This window comes from Kordiimonas gwangyangensis DSM 19435 = JCM 12864 (assembly GCF_000375545.1).
Lineage (GTDB): Bacteria > Pseudomonadota > Alphaproteobacteria > Sphingomonadales > Kordiimonadaceae > Kordiimonas > Kordiimonas gwangyangensis.
In genome coordinates, this window is the sequence record NZ_AQXF01000001.1 from 191705 (window position 1) to 213426 (window position 21722).

Sequence of the window (21722 nt, forward strand, 5' to 3'; positions counted from 1 at the left end):
AGGGACACGGGGTGGGTCTCCAAAGTTTGGCGGCACTCCCTAAAACGCGAGGTAGGGAAACGGAAGTGCCGCACTGGGCTTTAAGCGAGGAACGGGCCTGGCCCGCGGGGGTTCGCTTAAGTAGGAGCTTGTGTGCCGGGACGGGCCGTGAGGCCTAGTCCCAGCCGCAGACCTTGCGGCCTTTGACCGCTGCCGGGCGGGCATTACAGCGTGCACGCCATGCCTGCACATTGGGGAAATCATCAAGCCCGACATGCGCGGTCGCGTCATAAAACTCTTCAAGGCAATTCACCCATGGGAAGGTGGCCATGTCTGCGATGGTATATTCGTCCACCAGATAGTCGCGGCCTTCAAGGCGCGCTTCAAGCACACCAAGCAGGCGCTTGACCTCTTTGGTGTAGCGCTCGACCGGGTACGGGTGGTCACAGTTGGCGCGGGCAAATTTGTAAAAATGACCAAGCTGGCCGAACATCGGCCCGACACCCGCCATCTGGAAGAAGAGCCACTGGATGGTCTCGGCGCGTTTGCGCGGGTCGGTGGGCAGGAACTTGCCGGAGCGTTCGGCCAGGTGCAGCAGGATAGCGCCTGACTCCATCACGCTCAAAGGCTCGGTATCGCCCGCATCCTCACCGCCGATGGGGCCATTGGGGTCCACAATCGCGGGGATTTTGGAGTTGGGGTTGATGGCGACAAAGTCCGGCTTGAACTGGTCACCCTCACCGATCTCGATACGGTGCGCCTCATAGGGCAGGCCCATTTCCTCGAGCGCAATGGAGACCTTCTGGCCGTTCGGTGTGGCGAGTGTGTAAAGCTGGATGGGCTTGAGATTGGCTGTCATGGTGCGGCATTCCCTTTTGTCGCGCTGTCATCATCAAAATTCGGTTTATAAAGCTGCCCGGCCTTCTTGGCCTTGATGGGGCAATTTCTAGAATATTTGTCATTCTCGCTGCCCTAACCCGGGCTGTCTTGCCCAAAGCATATGGGAAGCCCCTCACCCGCTTTGAATGCGCAAGTCTGTGCAAAACATGCCTGATCCTGCACGGGCATATTTCTTACCAGCCCTTGACTCGTTACCCAAATTACCCTAAATGATACCTCAGGGTATCAATATGGTATTTAAGCTACCCAAAAAGGAACCTGTAATGACCAAAGCGAAAAACATATCACCGGCCCAGATGATTGACAGCTTCCTGCGGCGTGTCGGGCTTGGTGTGGCGGCTGTTGGCGTGACCTATGGCCTTTCGGCGCTTGAGGTGGTTTTGCCGCCCAAGGAGGCCGGCTATGTGGACACCGCACAGCTTGTGCTGTCCATCCTTGTGGTGCTGACAATATTCCCCGCCTTTGTGAAATTCATGCTGGCGCGCAAGCGCGGCGTTTGCAAAAGCGCGGAAGACAACAGCTATATGGCGCAGATGTTCAAAGAGGCGGCGCATCATGCGTTCTCCGCTACTTTCATCACGCTCATCATCCTTGAAGTCGTGTCCAAGGCTATAAAACCCGCCATGCCCGTACACTTCTTCATCGATATCGCACTTTTCATCAGCCTGAGTTTCTTCGCCGCCATGTTCTTCAAACTGACCGGCGCCGACGATGAAGAGGACGACTGGGAGGATGCGGGCGAATGAGCGACGAACTGGAAAACCGCATCCGCGTCTTCCGTGCCGAACACCGCATGAGCCAAGGCGAACTGGCGGACGCCATCGGCGTCAGCCGCAAGACAATCAGCACCATCGAGGTGGGACGTTTCATCCCCTCCACCGTGATCGCACTCAAACTTGCGCAGCATTTCGGTGTGCCAGTCGAAGAGATTTTCAGCCTGAGGAACGACGGCTAAACCCGGGCCACGACAGCGAGCCCAAAACGATAAACATGAAAGGAAACATCATGAAAACCGACAGCAAACAAACCGTATTCCACGCCATCCTTTGGGCCGCCGCCATGATCGGCACCGCCATCCTGTTGCGCGGCAGCGAGAACAAGGAAAGCGTGTTCCTGATGCTGCTTGTGCTTTCAAGCACAAGCGTGCTGGCGAACGGCAGCGTGCGCAATGAATGGCGTTGCCTGAAGGCCAAATTCAGCGGCAAGGGCAAATAATGAAACGTTTCATCATAGGCCTGATGGTGCTTGTGTGGGCGACCGCCCCCGCGAGCGCCGACCCCGCGCCTGCGGATATTGCCGGGGACTGGATTGGCACGCTGCAAACGCCGGGCGGCAAGCTGTCGCTGGTGCTGACCATCACTGAGGACAAGGATGGCAGCTTGGCCGCCGTGCTTGAAAGCCCCGACCAAGCGCCGGGCCAGAAAATCCCGGTCACTAGTGTTAGCGTGACTGACGGCGTGCTCGAGTTCACCTCCCGCGCCATTGGCGCCACCTACAAGGGCACATGGACGGGCAAGGCATGGCAGGGTGATTTCAACCAAGGCATGGCTTTGCCGCTTGAGTTCAAACGGGGCGAGCTCGCACCAAAACCTGTGCTCAAAGGCCTCGACGGTGAATGGACGGCGGAGATTGTGCGCAACGGCCAAACCATAGGTTTTGCGCTAACGGTCGAGACCACCGAGCGCGGCACAAGCGCCACTTTTGCCGTGCCCGCCATGATGGCATACGGTCTGCCGGTCGCTGACCTCAGCCTTGACGGTGATGCTTTCAGTTTCAGCGTTCCGGCTGTTGCAAGCAGCTTTACCGGCACATTTAGCGGGGCAGATGCGCCCATCGCAGGCATTTGGCAGCGGAAGGGGCAGGAAGCGCTTGAGACCGCTTTCATCCGCACCAGCGACAAGGCTGCAGAAGTGAAGCGCCCGCAAATGCCACAGGAACCTTTCCCTTACAGAAGCGTCGACGTGAGCATGCCGAACGCGGCGGCAAAAGGCGTAACCCTTTCAGGTACACTCACTCTTCCCGAGGGTGATGGCCCCTTTCCCGCAGCCATCCTGATTTCCGGCTCGGGCCCGCAGGACCGGGATGAGACACTGCTGGGCCACAAACCGTTCGCCGTGCTGGCCGACTATCTGACCCGCCAGGGCATTGCCGTGCTGCGCTACGATGACCGCGGCTTTGGCCGCTCCACCGGAGATTATGGGACCTCGACCTCAGCGGACTTCGCGACTGACGCCAACGCGGCCTTCGCCTTCCTTGCGGCGCGCGAGGATATCAAAGCGGGCGCCATCGGCTTCATCGGCCATAGCGAAGGTGGCCTTGTGGCCCCGATCGCTGCCAAGGCAAACGATGCCCTTGGCTATATTGTGTTCCTTGCAGGCCCCGGTGTGCCCACGCGTGAGCTGCTTGTAACCCAGCGCCGGGTGATCAGTATGTCGAACGGCGCGAGCGAAGCCGATGTCACGCGCGTGGCGGAGCAGTCCGAAAGCGTGCTCGATGCAGTTGCCACCGCAAGCAGCACCGAGGACGCGCACGCAAAGCTTGAGGTTCTGCTGACGCCTGAGGTGATGCAAGCCATGGGTATGCCGCCGGAGCGCAAGCAGGCCGCCATCAGCCAGCTGACAAACAACTGGTTCAGATATTTCCTGAAGCATGACCCTGTGCCGTACCTGCGCGCACTTGAGATGCCTGTGCTTGCGCTCAATGGCTCCCTCGACCAACAGGTGGACGCCGCTGACAATCTGGCAGGTATGCGCGCTGCGTTTGCAGAACACCGTGATGCAACGGTGGTTGAGCTACCGGGCCTCAATCACATGTTCCAGACCGCCAAGACCGGCGGCCTTGATGAATATATGGCGATTGAGGAGACCTTCAGTCCCAAGGCGATGGAGATGATTGCCGCGTGGATTAACGCACGCTTCTGAAGCGTCACGGCATAAGATAAAGGCGGGGCTCACCCCGCCTTTTTTTTCGGCGTCAAGCCGCCAGCACGTCCCGCGCGGCCTTGAGCGCCTTGTCGGCATCCGCCTTGTGCTGGTGCCGATTAAGGGCGTCAGCGAGGGCGGTGATACAAAGCTCAACATTCTCCTGCCGGGCTGAGGTGCCCATCAGACCGATACGCCAGATTTTACCCGCAAGCGGGCCAAGCCCCGCGCCGATTTCAAGGTCGTACGCTTCCAGAAGGTGCTTGCGCACACTGGCTTCATCCACGCCCGCAGGGACCTTCACCGCATTCAACTGCGGTAGGCGGTGTTCTTCATCGACCACAAATTCAATGCCCATGCTCTCAAGGCCTGCGGCGAGCGCTTTGTGCATTTTGGCGTGGCGATTAAAGCTCTCGTTCAGCCCTTCCTCAAAGATCATCACCAATGCTTCATGAAGGCCGTAAAGCGGGTTCACGGGTGCGGTGTGGTGGTAAGAGCGGCCACCGGTGCCGTCCCAATATGCCATCACGAGCGAGAGGTCGAGGAACCAGCTCGCCACCGGGGTGGAGCGGGAGCGAACACGCTCAAGCGCTGCTTCCGAGAAGGAGACAGGCGACAAGCCCGGCGTGCACGACAGGCATTTCTGGCTGCCGGTATAAACCGCATCCACACCCCAGGCGTCAATCTCCACCGGGATGCCGCCAACACTTGTGACCGCATCCATGATGGTCAGGCAGTCATGTTTTTTCGCAATGTCGCACAAGGCGGCGGCGTCCGCGCGTACGCCTGTTGAGGTTTCCGCGTGAACGAAGGCGAGAATACCTGCCTCCGGGTGGTCCGCGAGCACGCTGTCGACTACGTCAAGGTCCGGGGCTTTGCCCCACTCCACGTCGACCATCACAGGTGTGCCGCCCGCGCGCACAACATTTTCGCGCATGCGTTCACCGAACACACCGTTGCGGATCACAACAACCGTGTCGCCTTCCTCGATGAGGTTGACAAAACAGGTTTCCATACCGGCGGAACCGGGGGCGGAGACCGGGAAAGTCAGGGCGTTTTCAGTACGGAACAGTGCCCGCAAGCCGCCTTTGATCTCCTCCATCATGCCCTGGAAGGCAGGATCGAGGTGACCAAGGGTGGGGCGCGCCATGGCCGCCAGGATACGTTCATGCACATCACTTGGGCCCGGGCCCATCAACGTGCGTTTCGGGGGCATGAATGATTTCATTGCGTGCTCCTCGTTTATTCCGGAACTTTCGGGAACGAATGTGAAATGCCTGTGACACAGAACAGCAAGAATAAGGCACAGGCGGTGAACTAGGCGCCTTCGTGCATATTTCTAGCCCGAAAATTCTGACCTGCGCAATCGCGCATTCAGGAATAGGTGAGGAAGGGGGCACAATTGGGGCCGTCTGGCCCGTGCCTGTATGGCCGCGAAACGACCACGACCATACAGGGAACAGAGTGTTATCAGGCTGCTTCGCGCCAGTGCGGCGGATAGGTGCGGTCGTAGCCGTGCACTGCCTCAATGCGTTTCATGAACGCCGCAAGGTGGCCGTATTTCTCGCGGAGCGGCAGGAAACCAACTTTATGGTCAGCGGTCAGTCTGGGACCAACACGTTCGAGTAGCGCCAGAAGGGGGTAGAGCGTCATGTCTGCCGCGCTGATAGCGTCAACGGCGAGATAGTCACTTTCCGCGAGCCAGCCTTCAACGATATCCAGCTCGTTCTCCAGTCGGGAGAGATCCCTCTGAATTTCGGCTTCGCGGCCCTTGGCCTCACCACGGAAAATCAGCCCCAGGCTTGCCGTCAGCGCCTGACCAAAATAGTTTTCAACTTCTGCCATGCGCTGCCACACCAGTGCACTTTCCTTATTGTCGCGGCCGAAGATGGGCGTATCCGGGTAAGCGCGGTCAAGATAGGCGAGAATGGCTGTGGATTCGTAGATCGTCAGGTCGCCATCCACCAGCACCGGTACTTTTGCGCGTGGGTTACGCGCCAGATGTTCCGCCGTCTTGGTGTCGCCTTTCGAGAAATGCAGCTCCACAGCCTTATAGTCGATGCCTTTGACTTCCATCGCGAGCATAACACGCCACGAAAACGGGCTGCCGCTGCCAAAATAACAGGTGATTGCCATAACTGTCCTCCGCTTGATCTGAATGGGAGATACATATCTCGGCAACCGGGTGCGTATTTAAAGGCAAGAAAAATGGAACGGCAGCATCCAAATTTGCACCACGCGCTGAACAGCCATGTATCCGGCGTGCAGTTTACGCGATAACGCGGGCAATCTCGAAGCGGAGTTTATCGATCTCGATGGGTTTACTGACAAAACCGTTCACGCCTGCTTTGAAGAAGGCTTCGCGCTGCTCCATCATGGCATCAGCCGTGAGCGCGATGATTGGAATCTCGGCCCGCGCGTCCGTGCGTTCGCGCACCATTTTGGTGGCTTCCATGCCCGAGAGTTTGGGCATCTGGTTGTCCATCAGCACAAGGTCGAAATGCTGGTCTGTATCAAGTAGTGCAAGGGCTTTTTCGCCGTCGTCAGCAAGCACCACCTCATGCCCCAAGGTCTTGAGCATTTTGGTGATCAGCATCTGGTTGATGACAACATCTTCCGCCAGCAGGATGCGCAGCTTGCGCTCGCTCTTTGCAAGAGCATCCATGCTATTCTTGGGCACTTCGCACACTTCGCGCAGCTCAACGGGGATGCGGAACCAGAATGTGCTGCCTTCACCAATCGCGCTTTCCACGCCGATCTGTCCACCCATCAGGGTCACAAGCTGCTGGCTGATGGCAAGGCCAAGGCCGGTGCCGCCCGCACGTTTCTCCACCGCATTTTTAAGCTGGCTGAAACGGCGGAACAGCCGCTCAAGATCCGCCTCAGATATGCCGGCCCCGGTGTCCGAAATACGCACCTCAAGCGAATGGCTGCCAGCAGCCTCATTCAGCGACACACGAATTGTGACCATGCCGCCTTCGGTGAATTTGATGGCGTTACCGACGAGATTGTTGATCACCTGCCTCAGGCGTACTTCATCCGCCACGATGCAGGCATCACACCCTTCACCCATTTCAAGCACCAGCCTGTTGGATTTATCGCCTGCCACTGGCTTCATCAGGATGTGAATATCCCGGAGCATGCGTGCGAGCAGGAAGGGCGCCGGATGCACCGCAAGCTTACCGGCTTCAAGTTTCGAGAAATCAAGGATATCATTGATGATATTCAGGAGCGCCTGTGCGCTTGAAAGCGACGCCTGCATAAGCTCGCTCTTCTCATCCTCGTCCTTGGAACTCATGAGCAGATTGAGGCCGCTGATCACGCCGTTCATCGGCGTCCTGATTTCGTGGCTCATGTTCGATAGGAATTCAGACTTTGCGTCATTGGCCGAATTGGCCTTCGCCATGGCTTCCGTCATGCGCGCATGCTTGTGCGCGAGAATGCGGGATGTCAGCTTCAATTGTTCGGCAATCTGGCCAAATTCATCCTGCCCGTGGATATCAAAATTAATGTCGCCCTCCTCGGACGATAGCTTGCGCGATGCCGCCATCAGTTTGACGAGCCGGCGGTCAATCTTGAGCCAGGTGAGGACCAGCATAACAAGCGTGAGCGCAAACAGCGTCACACCCATGATGGTCACAAGGTGCAGCGATGCGTCTTGGATTTCTTCCGCAAGTGACGCCGTGCTTTGCACATAAACGAGCCCGTTTTTGGTCATGCGACCGTCTTCGAGGAAACCGAGGCCAGCATAGCCGGTAATGGTTTTATTGGCTGCGTCCCGCACTTCGACGATTTGGCCCGTGAGCAGTGCGCGGCGGTATTGCTTCGCGTCCGCCCCGTGACCAAGCACCGAGAGATTTTGACCAATTTGGGAGGCGTCCGATGAGAAACGCACCACACCCGCATCATCCAATACGGCGAGCGCCAAAACTGACGGATCATCAGCGGTAATGAAAATATCCTGGCTGACGCTGAATTTGTTACCTTGCGACAGCAGGGTATTGTAGCGCCCTTGCATGTCAGATATCACGCGGCTGAAGGAAGCTTCGGTCAGATCATAGGCGCGCTCTTCCGCCTCTGGCTTCGCAACAAAAACATAGATGACAGCGGTAACGAGCGCTGCGACAAGAAAGCCGAACGGGACAAAATACCGAATTGGTATGTCATTCAGTGTCGAGCCAAAAAGGCGCACATATGTCTCCCACAGTCCCCTACGAAGCGGTCATGACACGCTAGCGGTCCTTCAATATTGCCGCAACCAGTAAACATATCGTTGCCATGGTTGCCATTTATTAAGCTGCCGGTAACATTAATTCAGTTAAAGCTGTAAATGTGTCCCTTTCAGGCAAAGCAAGGTCAGGCATTCCAATTATGATAAAGCGCTTCTCAGCTGCTCTCCTTCTCTCATCCGCGCTGTCCGCGCAGGTATTCGCAACAGTCACGATTGCGGTACCGACGCTTTCCGGCCATTTCAATGAGCAAGTAGACGGCCGCAGTGCCGCCGCCATTCGCGCAGTTTATGCCGAATGCGGTGAGAAGGTGAAGTTTGAGCAATTCCGCTGGGGCCAGCACTGGCTTGAGTTCGAGGACAATAAACGCTTCGATGCTGTCGCCCTCGTGTGGGACGACGCTGGCGTGAGTGGTTTTCCGTCCGACAGCTATATCCATAGCCGCAACGGCGTCGCCTACCGCGCAGACCGTGGCTTTGACATCAAGTCGATCGATGACCTTGAAGGCCTGCGCATTCTCGGCTTTGGCGGGGCGACCACCATGTTCCCGAGCCTCGCTGCAGCCATGCCAAAACTCGGCAGCTATTGGGAAGCACCACCTGGCTTCGCCACCACGCAGGCCCTTGTGAACGGTGACGCAGATGCCTTTATCACCGACGGCCTGATCTTCGCGATCGACTATATGGGGCGCGCAACGAAAACCGGCGGCGAATATGGCGATGACCACTGGCCGCGCATGAAGTTCACCGCGCTTTTTGATGCAAATGGCGACCGCATGAACTTCCGTGACCAGAAAAAGCGCGACGAGTTCAACGCCTGCCTCGCCCGCGCGCAGCAAAATGGCTCAATCGCCAAAGCGACTGAGCCATATGTAACGCCCTATAAGGACATCGTAGGCGACCAGGTGCCGGACTATTAAGCCACGCGGTACCCCCTTCGCCCGACATGACATTAGTTGGGTGTATCGCCACCTGGCGCCTCGGCCTCTTCCGGCTCTTCAGGCTCACCGGCATATTCCTCAACTTCCACATTGGCCTTGCGCGAGGATTTTTTCTTGCGGATTTCACCAATGTATTTGAGCACATGCGGCGGTACCTTGCCCCAACCTGCAGCAGCTGCCGCGCCTGAGGACGCGAAGTCCGACCATTCAGGCCCACCCATCGCCGTCTGCAGTGCAGCGGAGTTGGAGGCATTGGGGTTCACATCGTTGGGCACGCCTTCAAAGAGGTCGGCGATATAATAATCGTCCGTCGTCATCGATAGCTCAGCCGCGTTATGGACATGGGAGGCATAATAAGGGTCTGCAAATTCAACAAGATGCCGCTTCAACCCCTCTTCCCCGTCCGGGAACAGCATAAGGTTTTCGGCATAATAGCTGGAGATATAGACCTGGTCGCCCTTGAGGCGCGTGCCACGGTTCGAGTTGATGAATTCGGCCGCATTGTCCGCCAAAAGCTCATAAACATTCTCGGCCGTGTAGGCTTCGCGCCGAATGTTCGGGCCACCGACATAACCCTGCCATAACCCATACATTACAAGTGGATCCTGCCATTTCTCAAAAAGAATGTCATAGCGAATGTCATCAAGTGACAGCTTGCGCCCGGCAACGCGCAGGATCTTCTGTTTGCGCAGTTTCGCCATCACCTTGCGGATTTCCTGTTCGGGGTAGCGCTCCGCCAGTTCCGACATCACGGTAACATTATAAAGGTTCAGCCAGTAAGCCAGTTGCTGGCGTTTGGTCCATTCTGCCATCGGCACGGCGCCGGGCAGCGCCTCAAGTTCACGCCTCAACTGGAAAAGGGCTTTGAGGTTATTACCTTCAAACGCTGGAAAATAAAGCCGGTTACCTTCAAGTCGCGTGCTTGAGGTGTTGACCTTCACGATCAAACGCCCGGCTTCAGGCTTGGGCCTTGGCGCCGCCTTACGGTCAGAGCGTCCGGCATCAAACACGGTTGAGCGCAGAATATAGCTCAGGTCATCATAAGTGATGTCCACCTGCTCCTGCTCGGCGTGGGCGGCGAAAGGTTCGGGCACTCCGGCACGGGCAGACGGCATGGCGATAAGCGCCACGGCAATGCCAATCACGGATGAAACGGCAAGCCCCCTCAAGGCCGCTTGCAGGCGGGATTTATCTTCGACTTCCATCTGTATCCTCACGTCTCTTGCTGGTCTCGGGCAATTGGATGCGCTTTTTATTATTCTGTGCGTAGTAAAACGCACTTTTTGCTTTCATTCAATGCTTCAAAGTAAAGGAAATCATTCCGGCACAGGTGCTTCTGTTTTCTCACTTCCTTCATACTCTTCAACATTCACATTGCCTTCGCGGGCCTCGTTGCGTTCACGGACCTTGCCGAGATATTCCATCACATGTCCGGGTGCTGCGCTGAAGTACTGCCTGTCCATGGTAGCCGACATCCACTCCGCAACATCCGCATTTGATGAGCCGGTCAGCGCTTCCACAATCGCGGCAGAGTTCCCGGCATTGGGGTTCAGGTCACGCTCATACCCCTGAAAAAGGTCTGCTATATAATAGTCACGCGTGCTCGCGACGACTGTCCGCGCCGCAGCAAAACGAGGGGCATAATCTGCATCGGCAAGTGATACGATATGCGCTTTAAGCTCGTCGGGGCCGCCCGGAAAAAGCTCCAGATTCTCGCGGTAAATTTCGGCCACACGGAGGATGTCACCATCCATTCGCGCACCACGGTTGGAATTGATAAATTCCACGGCATTTTCGCGCAACTGGTCCCAGACAGTATCCGCCCTGTAGGCCTCAGACCTAATGTTTGCGCTGCCCACAAAGCCGTGAAACAACTCATACATCACGAGGGGGTCCTGCCAGTTTGCCAGAATGATGTCATGGTGGATATTGTTGAGGGAAAGGCGCACACCGGCGACCTTCAGCGCCGGTTGGTCAAGAAGGCCAGAACGACTACCGCCACCATACAGGAGGCTCCTCAGTTCCTGCTCTGGATAGTGCTCCGCCAGCAGCTCCACAAGCTTGATATTGTATAGGTTCAGCCAATAGGCCAGTTGCTGGTTTTTGGTCCACTCCACCAGGGGAACAGCTCCCGGCATAGCTTCGAGCTCGGCCCTGATATGTTTGAGCGTGACAAGATTTTGCCCTTTGAAGGCCGGGAAATAAAGGCGGTTACCCTCGAACCGAGTACTCGATGTATTGCCTTTAACAATGCGGCGGCCAATACCCGGGGCAGGTGGCGCCGCATGCGTTCTGTCCGACCGGCCACCCTCAAAAACGGTGGTACGCAACACATAAGACCAGTCGTCGTAATTTATGCTCACCGCTTCTTGCGCCGCGGCCTGATGTAGGAACTGGTCAAACGGCACCTCAGATGCCTGTGCGGCAAACGGCGCCGCACACATTATGCCCAGTGCTAAAATTGAATGTTTGAGTGCCATACCTCGCCCCCCGGTTCAGATGATATGCAGGGAGCAAGGATGCACCAATAACTACACCATAGGAAGTATTTTATTCCCTATATGGTTGCCTTAAGCCCTCAGGCGTGTGGCACTTCAACCACCTTCACATCACCCGGCAGCGCACGCCCACCGGCCATGAGCCCTGTGATATGGCCATCATCACCGACCGAGAGCGCCACATGAATTTCACTGACCGAGGACGGTGCCATATAGCGGCCCTGTTCAATGGTGAGCGCCGGCCCCGTTGCGCCCAACCGGTCATGGAGCAGGCAGGCAAGCGGCCCGGCGGCCATGCCGGTCGCCGATTCTTCCGGGATGCCGTAACGCGGGGCGAACATGCGCGTGCTTGCGTCTGCGCTGTCCGCCTCGAGCGTAAAGACATAATAGCCTATGAGGTCGAGTGTATCGCTGATCGCTTCAATCTTGGCCTGCACTGGTGTGATGGCGGCCAGAGTTGCGGCGCAGCGCACCCCAACGAGCATGAAGCTGTTGCCGGTGTTCACCACCACAGGTGCGTGGCCATCCAGCAAATCCGCGCCTTCAAGGCCAAGCGACGCGAGAACTTCACCGGTGGTCACGCCCTTCCAGTCCGGCGCATCAAGATAGCGCGGCGCGAGTTGTTCCATAAAGGCCTGCCCATCCTTGATCACCACCTTGCGGGGGCCATCGACCGTGTGCTTGATGGTTTCACCGTCCGCAACAATGCCCTTTGCGGCCATATGCGAAAAGGCGGCGACCGTGGCATGCCCACAGTCCGCAATACGCCGGTTCGGTGTAAAGAAATCGAGCTGGAAACCACCATCAGCATGGCTTGATACAAAGGCAGTTTCGGAATAGCCCACTGCTGCCGCCAGCGCCTGCATCTCCGCTTCCTGCAGCCCATCCGCGCCCAGCACCACACCGGCAGGGTTGCCGCCAGCGGCGTTTTTCACAAAGGCGTTTACGACGCCAATTTCAATCTCTTGCTTTTTCATCTCATGAACTTTCTTCATTTATCAGTGTCATGCCGGCGGGATAAAACCCATATAGGGCCATGAAACCAGATGAAACAGCGGCGCTCTTTTCTTATATTCATGCAAATTTTCATGAATGTATGGCTTTCCGCCCTCCCCGCCACCTGCACAACCTGCATGCGCATCACACTTTTTTGCGAGCCATTCGCAGAATCTTCATTGCAATTGCGAATTATTCTTATTATTAGCACTCCCAATCAGGGAGTATATTTATGACCATTCATTCACCACAGAATTTCCTGCGCTCGGCCAGTGTCGCTGCGCTTATCGCTGCCGCCTTCCCCATTACGGCCCAAGCCCAATCCTCAGAAAGCTATGACGCGAGCGACGACGACGTTGAGGAAATCGTCGTCACCGGGCGCGCACAGGCGCTTTACCGCGTATCGGAAACCGGCGTTGCCCGCGGCGCGGGTGACCCGATGGACATCCCACAGGCGGTGACCATCATCAACGAAGCGCTGATTGCCGACCAGGGCGCGCGCGACATGACGGACCTCTACCGCAACATCGCGGGTATCACGACCTTCAGCTACTCGGGCGTAACCTTCCGTGGCTTCCGGCAGGATCAGGTGTTTTATGACGGCCTGCGCGGCAACCCGTTCATTGCCTTCTCGGTGCCCAAGCTGTTCAACATCAAACGTGTTGAAGTGCTGAAGGGCCCGGCCGGCATGCTCTATGGCCCGGGTGAGCCGGGTGGCCTGATCAACTATGTGACCAAGACACCGACCGATGAGCTTGAAGCACAGGCCGCAGTTACCGCAGGCAATTATAACCGTTACGGTGCGTCGGGTGATGTGTCTGGCCCGCTCAACAAGTCCGGCACCATCCTTGGCCGTGTGGGCGCGTTCTACGAGACCATGGACCCGTTCCGCAACAACACGGAAGACCAGTCCCTGATCCTTGATGCGGGCCTCACATTCAAGATGGGCGAGACCGCACGCCTCATCACACAGGTCACCCACTATGACCAGGACATGCAGGGCGCCCGCCTGCGCGGTGTACCGACGGACGACGAAGGCAACTTCCTCACAGACATCAGCTGGAACGCGAACGAGGCGACCGACTTCCTTGACCTCAAGGCAACCGTTTATCAGGCGCGCTTCCAGGCCGAACCAGCCGAGGGTGTGACGACCGAGTTTGGCGTGCGCTACTTCGATGCGCTTGAACGCCAGCAGTACCATGAGCCGCGCGGCCTGATCGATACTGATGATGACGGCGTGATGGACAGCTCGCTCCGTGAACTTCGCGACCAGCAACGCAAGACCGACGGTTTCACTGTCTCGGGTATGGCAACCTATGCCCACACCATTGGCGGCATGGAAAACAAGATTCTCGTGGGCGGTGACTGGTACCGCGAGAACGCGAACTTCTGGGCGCATACGGTGGGCCGCAACGATGTGCCGATCCTCGCGCTCGACAACCCGGTGTACGGCCTTTCAGGCGCCGACTTCTATGACCTTGATGCCCTGCCCCTCCGCGAAACAGACAGCCAGAGCACCAAATACGGCTTCTATATTCAGGACCAGTTGAGCCTGACGGAACAGTTCACGCTTGTGGGCGGCCTCCGGTACGACAGCTACAAGGACGAAGACACCATTGGCGGCGCAAACTATGACGACAATGAAATCTCCTTCCGCGCGGGCCTGATTTATCAGCCGCAGGAAGATATTTCGCTCTACGCCAGCTGGTCCGAAAGCTTTGAACCGCAATCGATCAGCAGCCAGGACCCCCTCGCCGGGGGGCCGTTCAACCCGATCACGGGTGAGCAGATCGAAGCCGGCATCAAGGTAGCACTTCTGGATGGCCGCCTGCAGGCCAGTGCCGCCGCCTATCAGATCAAACGCCAGAACCTTCTGCAGCTTGACCCGAATGGCGACAGCACAGACGGCGTGGATGACATGGCTCCCATCGGTGAAGTCACTGCCAAGGGCTTCGACATTGAGCTCGCCGCAGACCTGACAGACTATTGGGTACTGACCGCCAACTATGGCTATAACGACACCAAAATCACCGGCACGGTTGAAGGCCAGTCTCTCTCGAACGCGGTCGGTGACCGTTTCGCGAACGCACCCAAACACCAGGCCGGCCTTTGGACACGCTATGAGTTTGCCCCCATCAATACCACCTTCGCTTTCGGTGCGGAATATGTGTCGAAGCGGGTAAGTATCGACGGCCAGTCCGTGAAGGCTTATACGATTTTCGATACGTCGGTGATCCATCAGTTGACGGACCGTGTTTCGGTCATGCTGCGGGTGGATAATATCTTCAACAAGGAATATGCAGCGTCTGGCTTTATTGCGCGGGACGGCCATTTCCCTGGTGAACCACGCACCGCCTTTATCGAACTTAAGTGGAAGCTTTAGGGAACTGAAATGGGCCAGTCTGTGTCCGGCAAAAGCGTGAAAAAACGGTCGTGGTGGTGGGTTGTCCACCACTGGGCCGGCTTGAAGGTGAGCCTGTTTCTCACCTTCGTGCTCGCCACCGGCACGCTTGCGACCCTGTCGCACGAAATAGACTGGCTCCTGTTCCCTGAAATGCGGGCATCGCAGCAAGATGCGCCCCCCGCAAGCTGGGGGCAGATGTATGCAAGCATCCAGACAACTGTGCCGAACGCCCGCATTGAACGCATCAGTGCTCCATATGACTTTTTCTTCGCCGCAGAAGCCATCGCCGTCGATACTGAGGGCGAACGCTTCCGCGTGCATGTAAATCCCTATACGGCCGAGGTGCAAGGCACCAGCCAGTGGTTCAACACTCAGCGCCTGTTCCGCGAACTGCACCGCCATTTGATGGTGCCGGTTAAATATGGCCTGCCCTTTGTGGGCATCCTGTCCATTCCCATGCTGGCATCGCTGATCACCGCCTTCTGGGTCTATAAAAAATGGTGGCGCGGTTTCTTCCGCCTGCCACGCCTGCGCCTGCCGGGCCGAGGCAAAAGGGTCGGTGACGCCCGCCGTTTCACCGGTGACCTGCACCGCTTCGCCGGCCTATGGAGCCTGTGGTTCATTGCGCTGATTGGCATAACCGGGCTTTGGTATCTGGTGGAATGGGGCGGCGGCGGCGCACCTGCTGCGCTAAGGCCTATCCGCCCCGTTGCCGAAGCTAATGTGGACGGTAGCACCCTTGACCAGATCATCGCAGATGCAAAGGCCGCCTACCCCGCGCTTGAGGTTACCTCGGTTTATTTTCCTGCTGGCAAACGCGGCGGCGTAGTGGTGATGGGGCAAGGCGAGGCTGTGCTCGTGCGCGAACGCGCCAACGCGGTGCTGATGGATGCGGAATCAGGCGAGGTTGTACAAATCCAGAAGGGTGAGGACCTCAGTGTGCATCAGCGCATTTCCGAAGGCGCGGACCCACTTCACTTCGGCACTTGGGCGCAGGGCCACCCTTACAGTCTCGCGGTGCGACTTTTCTGGTTTCTCGCGGGCGCGGTGCTTACGGGCCTTGCCGTTACCGGCGTGATGATCTTCTCCATGCGCCTCCGGCCCGCAGACCGGCCAGCCCATGCCACAAACCCAAGCATGATAGGGGATATGTGGCGCGGCATGGGGCGGTTCCGGTTGCCCGCCCTTGCGCTCACGCTGCTGGGCATTGTGATGGCGGCCTATAATATTGCGGCCGCCATCTAGCCAAGTTTTCTATTCGACCACGATTTCCCGCGCGCGGATCTGCGCTGCAAAGTCCTGGCAGCGGGCTGCCAGCTCGTCCGTGCGTTCCGCCAGTTGCCGCGTGGATGCGAAGGTGGACGCAACCGACTTACCGACACCGGACACAACCGTGCTGATGCTGTTCACCTGATCGGCGGCGGTCGAGGTTTCCCCGCTTGCGGTTTGGGCGGCGCGGGCAATCTCCCGCGTGGCGGCATCCTGCTCCTCAACAGCGGCGGATATGCCAACTGAATTCTCGGAGATTTTCTCGATATCTGTGGCGACACGCTCAATCAGCTTTACCACTTGCGCACTGATTTCCTGCATGGCGGATAGCTGCTCGGCGATCTGCTGCGTGGCACTGCCTGATTGGTTGGCGAGGCTTTTGACCTCACTTGCCACCACAGCAAAGCCCTTGCCCGCTTCGCCCGCGCGCGCCGCCTCAATCGTGGCGTTGAGCGCAAGCAGATTAGTCTGCGCTGCAATATCGCTGATGATGTCGATAATACTTGTCACCTTGTCAGCATATTCCGCCATCCGGTGGATGGTTTCCTTGCTGGTGGTGACATGCTCGAGCGCCTTGCCTGCGATATCCCGGCTGCGGGATACTTGCTGGCTGATCTCACTCACTGACGCCGCCATCTGTTCGGCACTGGCGGCAACCGCGCTTGCGTTTGCGTTCACATTATTGGTGGCATTGACCGCTGCATCGACCATGCCGTGCGCCTGATTTGCGGCACTATCAAGCTCGGCCCCTTCACGCTCAAGTACGCTAGTGGATTCGATGATATCGCCCGCAAGGGAGCCGATCACATCCTCAAACTCATCCGCAAGCGCATTCAACTGCGCACGGGCATCCGCAATATTGCGGGCTCGGGCTGCATTGCGCTGCTCACGCAGTTGGTCATTTTCCGCCGCGACGGCACGGGCTTCCTCAAGCGCTCTATCAGACGCGGCTTTGGCTTCCTCTGCGGTGCGCATGGCATCTTCTGCATGACGTGCCTGTGCGATTGCTTCTGCCTGCGCATTGTCCGCTTCTTCAAACGACCGCGCGAGACGGAAGGAAAGCCACATCAGCACGATGGTCTCAAACACCACGATAACCGCATGCAGCACGACGCGCAGGAAGCTGGCCCCTTCCGGGAACACCCATGCAGGCATAACAAAGTTGAGGAGCAAGTGGTGAACCGCTGTAACACCAGCCGCCACAATAATGGCGCGCCAGTCAAACAGCGCGGTGCCCATCGCCAGGGCTGCGAAGAAATACATGTGCATGTCGATCTGCCACGGATGGCCGCGAAAGACAAACACAAGCACCGCTGCCTGCAGCACGTAGCCTGCCGCAATCATGTAGCGGACCGGCGCCGCAATACCTTGCGCGCGGTACAGACCGTACCCTGCCCCCGCAATAATAAGTGATAGAAGGGCGCTGATGATGGTGCCCTCTGCACCGATTACAAAGCCAAGCACCAAAACGAGCGGCACATGCAGTAACTGACCAAGAGCCAAGGCGCCAACGGCGCTTGAGCGCAATTTATCAAGTGAATTCATATCCCTACTCCAAATCCATACCATCGGCGGCAGCAAAAGCACCACTACGCCGGACACGAGGTGCGCAACCCGCTGCGCCGTATGGGTTCACAACCATGAGGGCACCACTCGCCATCAGGCGCGCAGGCAAGTTGCCGTCATCACTTGCGACCAGAAACGACCCCGGCAAACGACCCGGCCCAACCAGCAGCGCATCCGCCCTGATGATCGCGCCAATATGGCTATCTTCCGTTTCAAGCGGATTAAAAAGCACCAGTACAGGACCGCGCTCCGGCGGCATCAGGCTGAGCACCGTGATGACGACCAGAACAAACGCGGTCAGCACAAAAGTGGGATAAAAATCCCTCATCTATCGAATCCAATCCTGCACAGACCGCTGAACCTTCCCGCGCGGCAGCCTGTATGGTCAGACTCGACCCCGCTCCAGTTATACGGCAACTTTGGTTAACGGATTGGAAATAGAGACAAGGCGGGACATTTAGCCTTCTGCCACATGGAGTATGTGGCCAAGCTTCTTGCGACACTGGGCGCGCAGGAAGGCGGCCATGGTACGGTATAGTTGCCGCTGCGGCGCCGATGGCCGCCAGGCCAGCACCACCTCCCTGTCGGTCGGTGTTTCGTCAAGCTCAAGCACCTCGACATCGTTCCGTGGCCCGATCTCGGACCGCACATAAAGCGCGGGCAGGAACGCGAGGCCAATGCCGGTGCCAATCATCTGCCGCACCGTATCAAGGCTTGTGCCTTCATAGTCGCGCATCAGGCGGGCACCATAGCGGTTGGCAATGGCCTGCATCTGCTCGAACAGCCGGTGGCGTTCTTCAATTGCAAGCAAACGCTCGCCAGCGATGTCTTCCGGCCGCACCTTGCCCTGTGCCGCCAGTGGATGCTCGGGTGGTGCGCACAGAAGGAAAGGCTCACCAAACAGCAGATCTTCGGTAATCCCCGTCACCTCGAGCGGCCGTGTGGTAAGGATCAGGTCGTATCGTCCATCCAGAAGTCCGTTCTCGAGATCGCGCGGCGGTTCTTCCCGCACATATAGCCTGAGGGACGGATACTCGCTGTGAATGTCAGAAATCACATCGGGCAGGAAATAGGGACCGAGCGTTGACGGCACGCCGAGCCGGTGAATGCCCGAAGCGCTGTCGAGCGAGAAGCGCGCGATATCGCGGATGGCATGCACTTCTTCCAAGGTTCGTTCCGCATGCGGAAGGATTGCGCGCCCAGCTGCGGTTGGAAAGGCACCGGTACGAGACCGTTCGAGAAGGATAAGCCCGAGTGCATCTTCAAGTGCTGAGACCTGCGCGGTGATGGTGGGCTGAGACACGCCAAGGCGCTGCGCAGCCTTGCGAAAACTCTTGGCCACACAGATGGCATGGAAATACTGCAACTGCTTGAAGGTCGGGTGCCCGACAGCCATGACTTTTCCGCCCTGATCATGTGATAGCTTTTATCTATCACAAAACACGAAATTCATACAATTGTTTTTATCACCTCCGCCTCCTAAATCCCGGCGATGGGCAAGGCGCACCTCCCCAAGTTTGTGCGCATGTTTGCCAAAACAACATGATGGAGAGGGTTATATGAAGAAGATTGTTGAAGGTGTTCTGCGTTTCAAGGAAGAGGTTTACCCCCAACACCTCGGCCTTTTCAAAGAGCTTTCCTCGGGCCAGAGCCCGGAAGTTCTGATGATCACCTGCGCTGACAGCCGCGTTGACCCAGGCATGATTACCCAAGCTTATCCTGGTGAGCTGTTCATTTGCCGTAACGCGGGCAATATCGTACCGCCGCACAGCAACCACACCGGCGGCATGACCGCGTCGATCGAATATGCTGTTGGCGTTCTCAAGGTCAGCGAAATCGTCGTTTGTGGCCACACCGATTGTGGCGCCATGAAAGGCGTTATGAACCTCGAGCCGCTGAAAGAAAGCCTGCCGCATGTGTGCAACTGGCTGTCCCATTCGAAGGCCGCTGTGCATGTGGCACGCGAAAAAACCTCCGAGGATGACAACACCGAGTTCCTCAAGTCGGTGACCGAGCAGAACGTTCTGCTGCAGCTTCAGCACCTGAAGACGCACCCGCTTGTAGCAGCTGGCATTGCCGCTGGCCGTATCCGCCTGCACGGCTGGATTTACGACATCGAACACGGCGAAATCCTCGCATACGACGAGAAAGAGGACGCATTTGCGCCCCTCGCTGAAACCCTGAAAGCGGACGCCGCGGCAGCTTAAGCGCCGCGCTTCCCTCAAACAGATTGTCCCTATCGGGCAGTAAAGGATAGTCATGAGCTTTATCAACACATCGAACCTGCGCGGAGACGTGATGGGCGGCCTGACGGCCGGTATCGTCGCACTTCCTCTCGCGCTCGCCTTCGGTGAGGCATCAGGCGCAGGGCCCATTGCGGGCCTTTATGGTGCAATCATTGTTGGCTTTTTCGCCGCCCTCTTTGGCGGCACCGGCAGCCAGATCTCAGGCCCCACGGGTCCGATGGTCGTGGTTTTTGCTGGCGTTTTCGCAAGCCTATCCGGTAACCCGGCGCTCGTGTTCGCGGCTGTGGTGCTGGCAGGCCTTCTCCAGATCCTCTTCGGTATCTTCAAGTTCGGGCAGTTTATCCGGCTTGTCCCGTATCCTGTTGTGTCGGGCTTCATGTCCGGCATCGGGGTGATCATCATCGCGCTTCAGATGGCACGGCTGTTTGGGCATGAGCCGGAGGGCAGTGGTACCATCCCTGCGCTCACCGCCGTCCCAAGCGCGGTGATGAATCCCAACCTTGTTGCGCTCGGCATCGGCCTGATGACGCTTGCGATCGTCTTCTTCTGGCCGAAGAAGATTGGCAAATACCTGCCAGCACCGCTTGCAGCGCTGACGGTTGCCACCATTGTAAGCGTGATCATCTCCGGTGCACCGATCCTTGGTGACGTGCCAACCGGCCTGCCGTCCTTCATCATGCCGACGTTCACGGGCGACACCTTCTTCATCGTTCTTGAAGCGGCGTTCCTTCTTGCCCTTCTGGGTGCCATTGACAGCCTTCTCACATCCCTGGTGGCTGACAACATGACCCGCACGCGGCACGATTCGAACAAGGAACTTATCGGCCAGGGTATCGGCAACTCCATCGCTGGTCTCTTTGGCGGCGTACCGGGCGCTGGTGCCACCATGCGGACGGTTGTGAACATCCGCTCCGGCGGTCAGTTCAAGATTTCCGGCATGGTTCACGGCCTTGTGCTTCTGGCGGTTGCGCTGGTGCTTGCACCTGTGGCGTCCTTGATCCCGCACGCAGCACTTGCTGGTATCCTCGTGAAAGTTGGCTACGACATCATCGACTGGTCCTACCTCAAGCGTGCCCACAAAGGCCCGCGCTGGGATCTGGCCCTGATGGCTGTTGTACTTGGCCTGACGGTATTCGTGGACCTCATCACCGCAGTTGCTGTGGGTGTTGTGCTGGCGGCGCTTGCCTTCATCAAGCAACTTTCCGAAGTGCAGCTCAAGAACTTCAATGTTGCGTCAAGCGACATCCCGAACCCGCTTGAGCGTGAACTTCTGGCCCGCGGCGGCGACAAGATCACGCTGTTTGACTTCGGTGGCCCACTCAGCTTCGGCGCCGCAGCTGACCTCGGTCACCACGTGCGTGAGCGCGCTGACGGCGAAACCAAGGTACTGATCCTTGATTTCTCCCGCGTGCCGTTCCTCGATCTCTCGGCTGCCAAGGCTGTTGAAACCATCATCGAGGACGCAACCGACGCCGGCAAAACCCTCTATATCGCCGGTGTCAATGACGCGGTACGCAGTGTTCTCAAAGGGCTTGATGTCACGAAGGACCTGCCGGGCGACCATTGGCGTGATAACCGCCAGGACGCGCTTGAACGCGCGCTCAAAGACATCGGCAAGTCAAGTGAAGTCGATACCAACCAGCTGCCCATGGAGGCCCACGTTGCGCCTGCTCGATAAGAGCTGGGCCTCCTGAACGGGAAAACCACCCCGCCCAACCGGGGTGGTTTTTCTTTTACCCGCACGCTTCTTAAAATCAGGTAAATCCGCGCGACC

At 57.7% G+C, this 21722-nt stretch carries 19 protein-coding genes; 9 read left to right on the forward strand and 10 right to left on the reverse strand.

What is annotated here, in order from left to right; translation table 11 throughout:
• Positions 1–154 precede the first annotated feature (154 nt).
• Positions 155–838, reverse strand: coding sequence for a glutathione binding-like protein (locus B150_RS0100815; RefSeq protein ID WP_020397971.1), 684 nt, complete (start codon positions 836–838; stop codon positions 155–157).
• Positions 839–1142: 304 nt separating this feature from the next.
• Here B150_RS0100815 and B150_RS0100820 point away from each other — a divergent pair, with 304 nt between their 5' ends.
• Genes B150_RS0100820 through B150_RS0100835 form a run of 4 tightly spaced genes read left to right on the forward strand, consistent with a single transcriptional unit; the run spans position 1143 to position 3800 of the window.
• Complete coding sequence (locus B150_RS0100820) at positions 1143–1625, forward strand: hypothetical protein (RefSeq protein ID WP_020397972.1); 483 nt, start codon at positions 1143–1145, stop codon at positions 1623–1625.
• The gene (locus B150_RS0100825) at positions 1622–1834 is read left to right on the forward strand and encodes a helix-turn-helix transcriptional regulator (protein ID WP_020397973.1); all 213 of its coding nucleotides are present in this window, start codon (positions 1622–1624) and stop codon (positions 1832–1834) included. The genes B150_RS0100820 and B150_RS0100825 overlap by 4 nt, the downstream gene beginning before the upstream one ends.
• A gap of 50 nt (positions 1835–1884) precedes the next feature.
• Entirely contained in the window at positions 1885–2094 is a 210-nt protein-coding gene (locus tag B150_RS0100830) for a hypothetical protein (RefSeq protein WP_020397974.1), read from the forward strand.
• Entirely contained in the window at positions 2094–3800 is a 1707-nt protein-coding gene (locus tag B150_RS0100835; protein ID WP_020397975.1) for an alpha/beta hydrolase family protein, read from the forward strand. The genes B150_RS0100830 and B150_RS0100835 overlap by 1 nt, the downstream gene beginning before the upstream one ends.
• A 52-nt stretch (positions 3801–3852) precedes the next feature.
• Here B150_RS0100835 and B150_RS0100840 read toward each other — a convergent pair whose 3' ends face one another.
• The 3 genes from B150_RS0100840 to B150_RS22005 form a co-directional block, all read right to left on the reverse strand.
• Entirely contained in the window at positions 3853–5028 is a 1176-nt protein-coding gene (locus B150_RS0100840) for a pyridoxal-phosphate-dependent aminotransferase family protein (RefSeq protein ID WP_020397976.1), read from the reverse strand.
• A gap of 242 nt (positions 5029–5270) precedes the next feature.
• Positions 5271–5936 (reverse strand): glutathione S-transferase family protein, encoded by a 666-nt coding sequence (locus B150_RS0100845; RefSeq protein ID WP_020397977.1) that lies wholly within the window; start codon positions 5934–5936, stop codon positions 5271–5273.
• A 133-nt stretch (positions 5937–6069) separates the two neighbouring features.
• On the reverse strand, positions 6070–7992 hold the full coding sequence (locus B150_RS22005) for an ATP-binding protein (RefSeq protein ID WP_020397978.1): 1923 nt from the start codon (positions 7990–7992) through the stop codon (positions 6070–6072).
• A gap of 179 nt (positions 7993–8171) precedes the next feature.
• On the opposite strand from B150_RS22005, the gene B150_RS0100855 reads away from it, so the two are divergent.
• Complete coding sequence (locus tag B150_RS0100855) at positions 8172–8948, forward strand: type 2 periplasmic-binding domain-containing protein (RefSeq protein WP_020397979.1); 777 nt, start codon at positions 8172–8174, stop codon at positions 8946–8948.
• A 32-nt stretch (positions 8949–8980) separates the two neighbouring features.
• Here B150_RS0100855 and B150_RS19095 read toward each other — a convergent pair whose 3' ends face one another.
• From B150_RS19095 to B150_RS0100870, 3 genes are all read right to left on the reverse strand, one after another.
• Positions 8981–10174, reverse strand: coding sequence for a DUF547 domain-containing protein (locus tag B150_RS19095; RefSeq protein ID WP_020397980.1), 1194 nt, complete (start codon positions 10172–10174; stop codon positions 8981–8983).
• A 111-nt stretch (positions 10175–10285) separates the two neighbouring features.
• On the reverse strand, positions 10286–11449 hold the full coding sequence (locus B150_RS0100865) for a DUF547 domain-containing protein (RefSeq protein WP_155859897.1): 1164 nt from the start codon (positions 11447–11449) through the stop codon (positions 10286–10288).
• Positions 11450–11547: 98 nt separating this feature from the next.
• The gene (locus tag B150_RS0100870) at positions 11548–12462 is read right to left on the reverse strand and encodes a PhzF family phenazine biosynthesis protein (RefSeq protein WP_020397982.1); all 915 of its coding nucleotides are present in this window, start codon (positions 12460–12462) and stop codon (positions 11548–11550) included.
• A gap of 233 nt (positions 12463–12695) precedes the next feature.
• On the opposite strand from B150_RS0100870, the gene B150_RS0100875 reads away from it, so the two are divergent.
• Positions 12696–14846, forward strand: coding sequence for a TonB-dependent siderophore receptor (locus B150_RS0100875; RefSeq protein WP_020397983.1), 2151 nt, complete (start codon positions 12696–12698; stop codon positions 14844–14846).
• 9 nt (positions 14847–14855) lie between these two features.
• Positions 14856–16112, forward strand: coding sequence for a PepSY-associated TM helix domain-containing protein (locus tag B150_RS19100; protein ID WP_020397984.1), 1257 nt, complete (start codon positions 14856–14858; stop codon positions 16110–16112).
• 9 nt (positions 16113–16121) lie between these two features.
• Here the strand turns inward: B150_RS19100 and B150_RS19105 are convergent, their stop codons facing one another.
• From B150_RS19105 to B150_RS0100895, 3 genes are all read right to left on the reverse strand, one after another.
• Complete coding sequence (locus tag B150_RS19105; protein ID WP_020397985.1) at positions 16122–17681, reverse strand: methyl-accepting chemotaxis protein; 1560 nt, start codon at positions 17679–17681, stop codon at positions 16122–16124.
• Positions 17682–17685: 4 nt separating this feature from the next.
• Positions 17686–18030, reverse strand: a complete 345-nt coding sequence (locus B150_RS0100890; protein ID WP_020397986.1) for a hypothetical protein — start codon at positions 18028–18030, stop codon at positions 17686–17688.
• A 129-nt stretch (positions 18031–18159) separates the two neighbouring features.
• Positions 18160–19098 carry a hydrogen peroxide-inducible genes activator gene (locus B150_RS0100895; RefSeq protein WP_020397987.1) on the reverse strand — a complete coding sequence of 313 codons (939 nt, stop codon included), beginning with the start codon at positions 19096–19098 and terminating at the stop codon, positions 18160–18162.
• 163 nt (positions 19099–19261) lie between these two features.
• Between B150_RS0100895 and B150_RS0100900 the strand changes: the two genes are divergently transcribed.
• Complete coding sequence (locus tag B150_RS0100900) at positions 19262–19909, forward strand: carbonic anhydrase (protein ID WP_020397988.1); 648 nt, start codon at positions 19262–19264, stop codon at positions 19907–19909.
• Between the two features lie 52 nt (positions 19910–19961).
• On the forward strand, positions 19962–21626 hold the full coding sequence (locus B150_RS0100905) for a SulP family inorganic anion transporter (protein ID WP_020397989.1): 1665 nt from the start codon (positions 19962–19964) through the stop codon (positions 21624–21626).
• Positions 21627–21722: the final 96 nt, after the last annotated feature.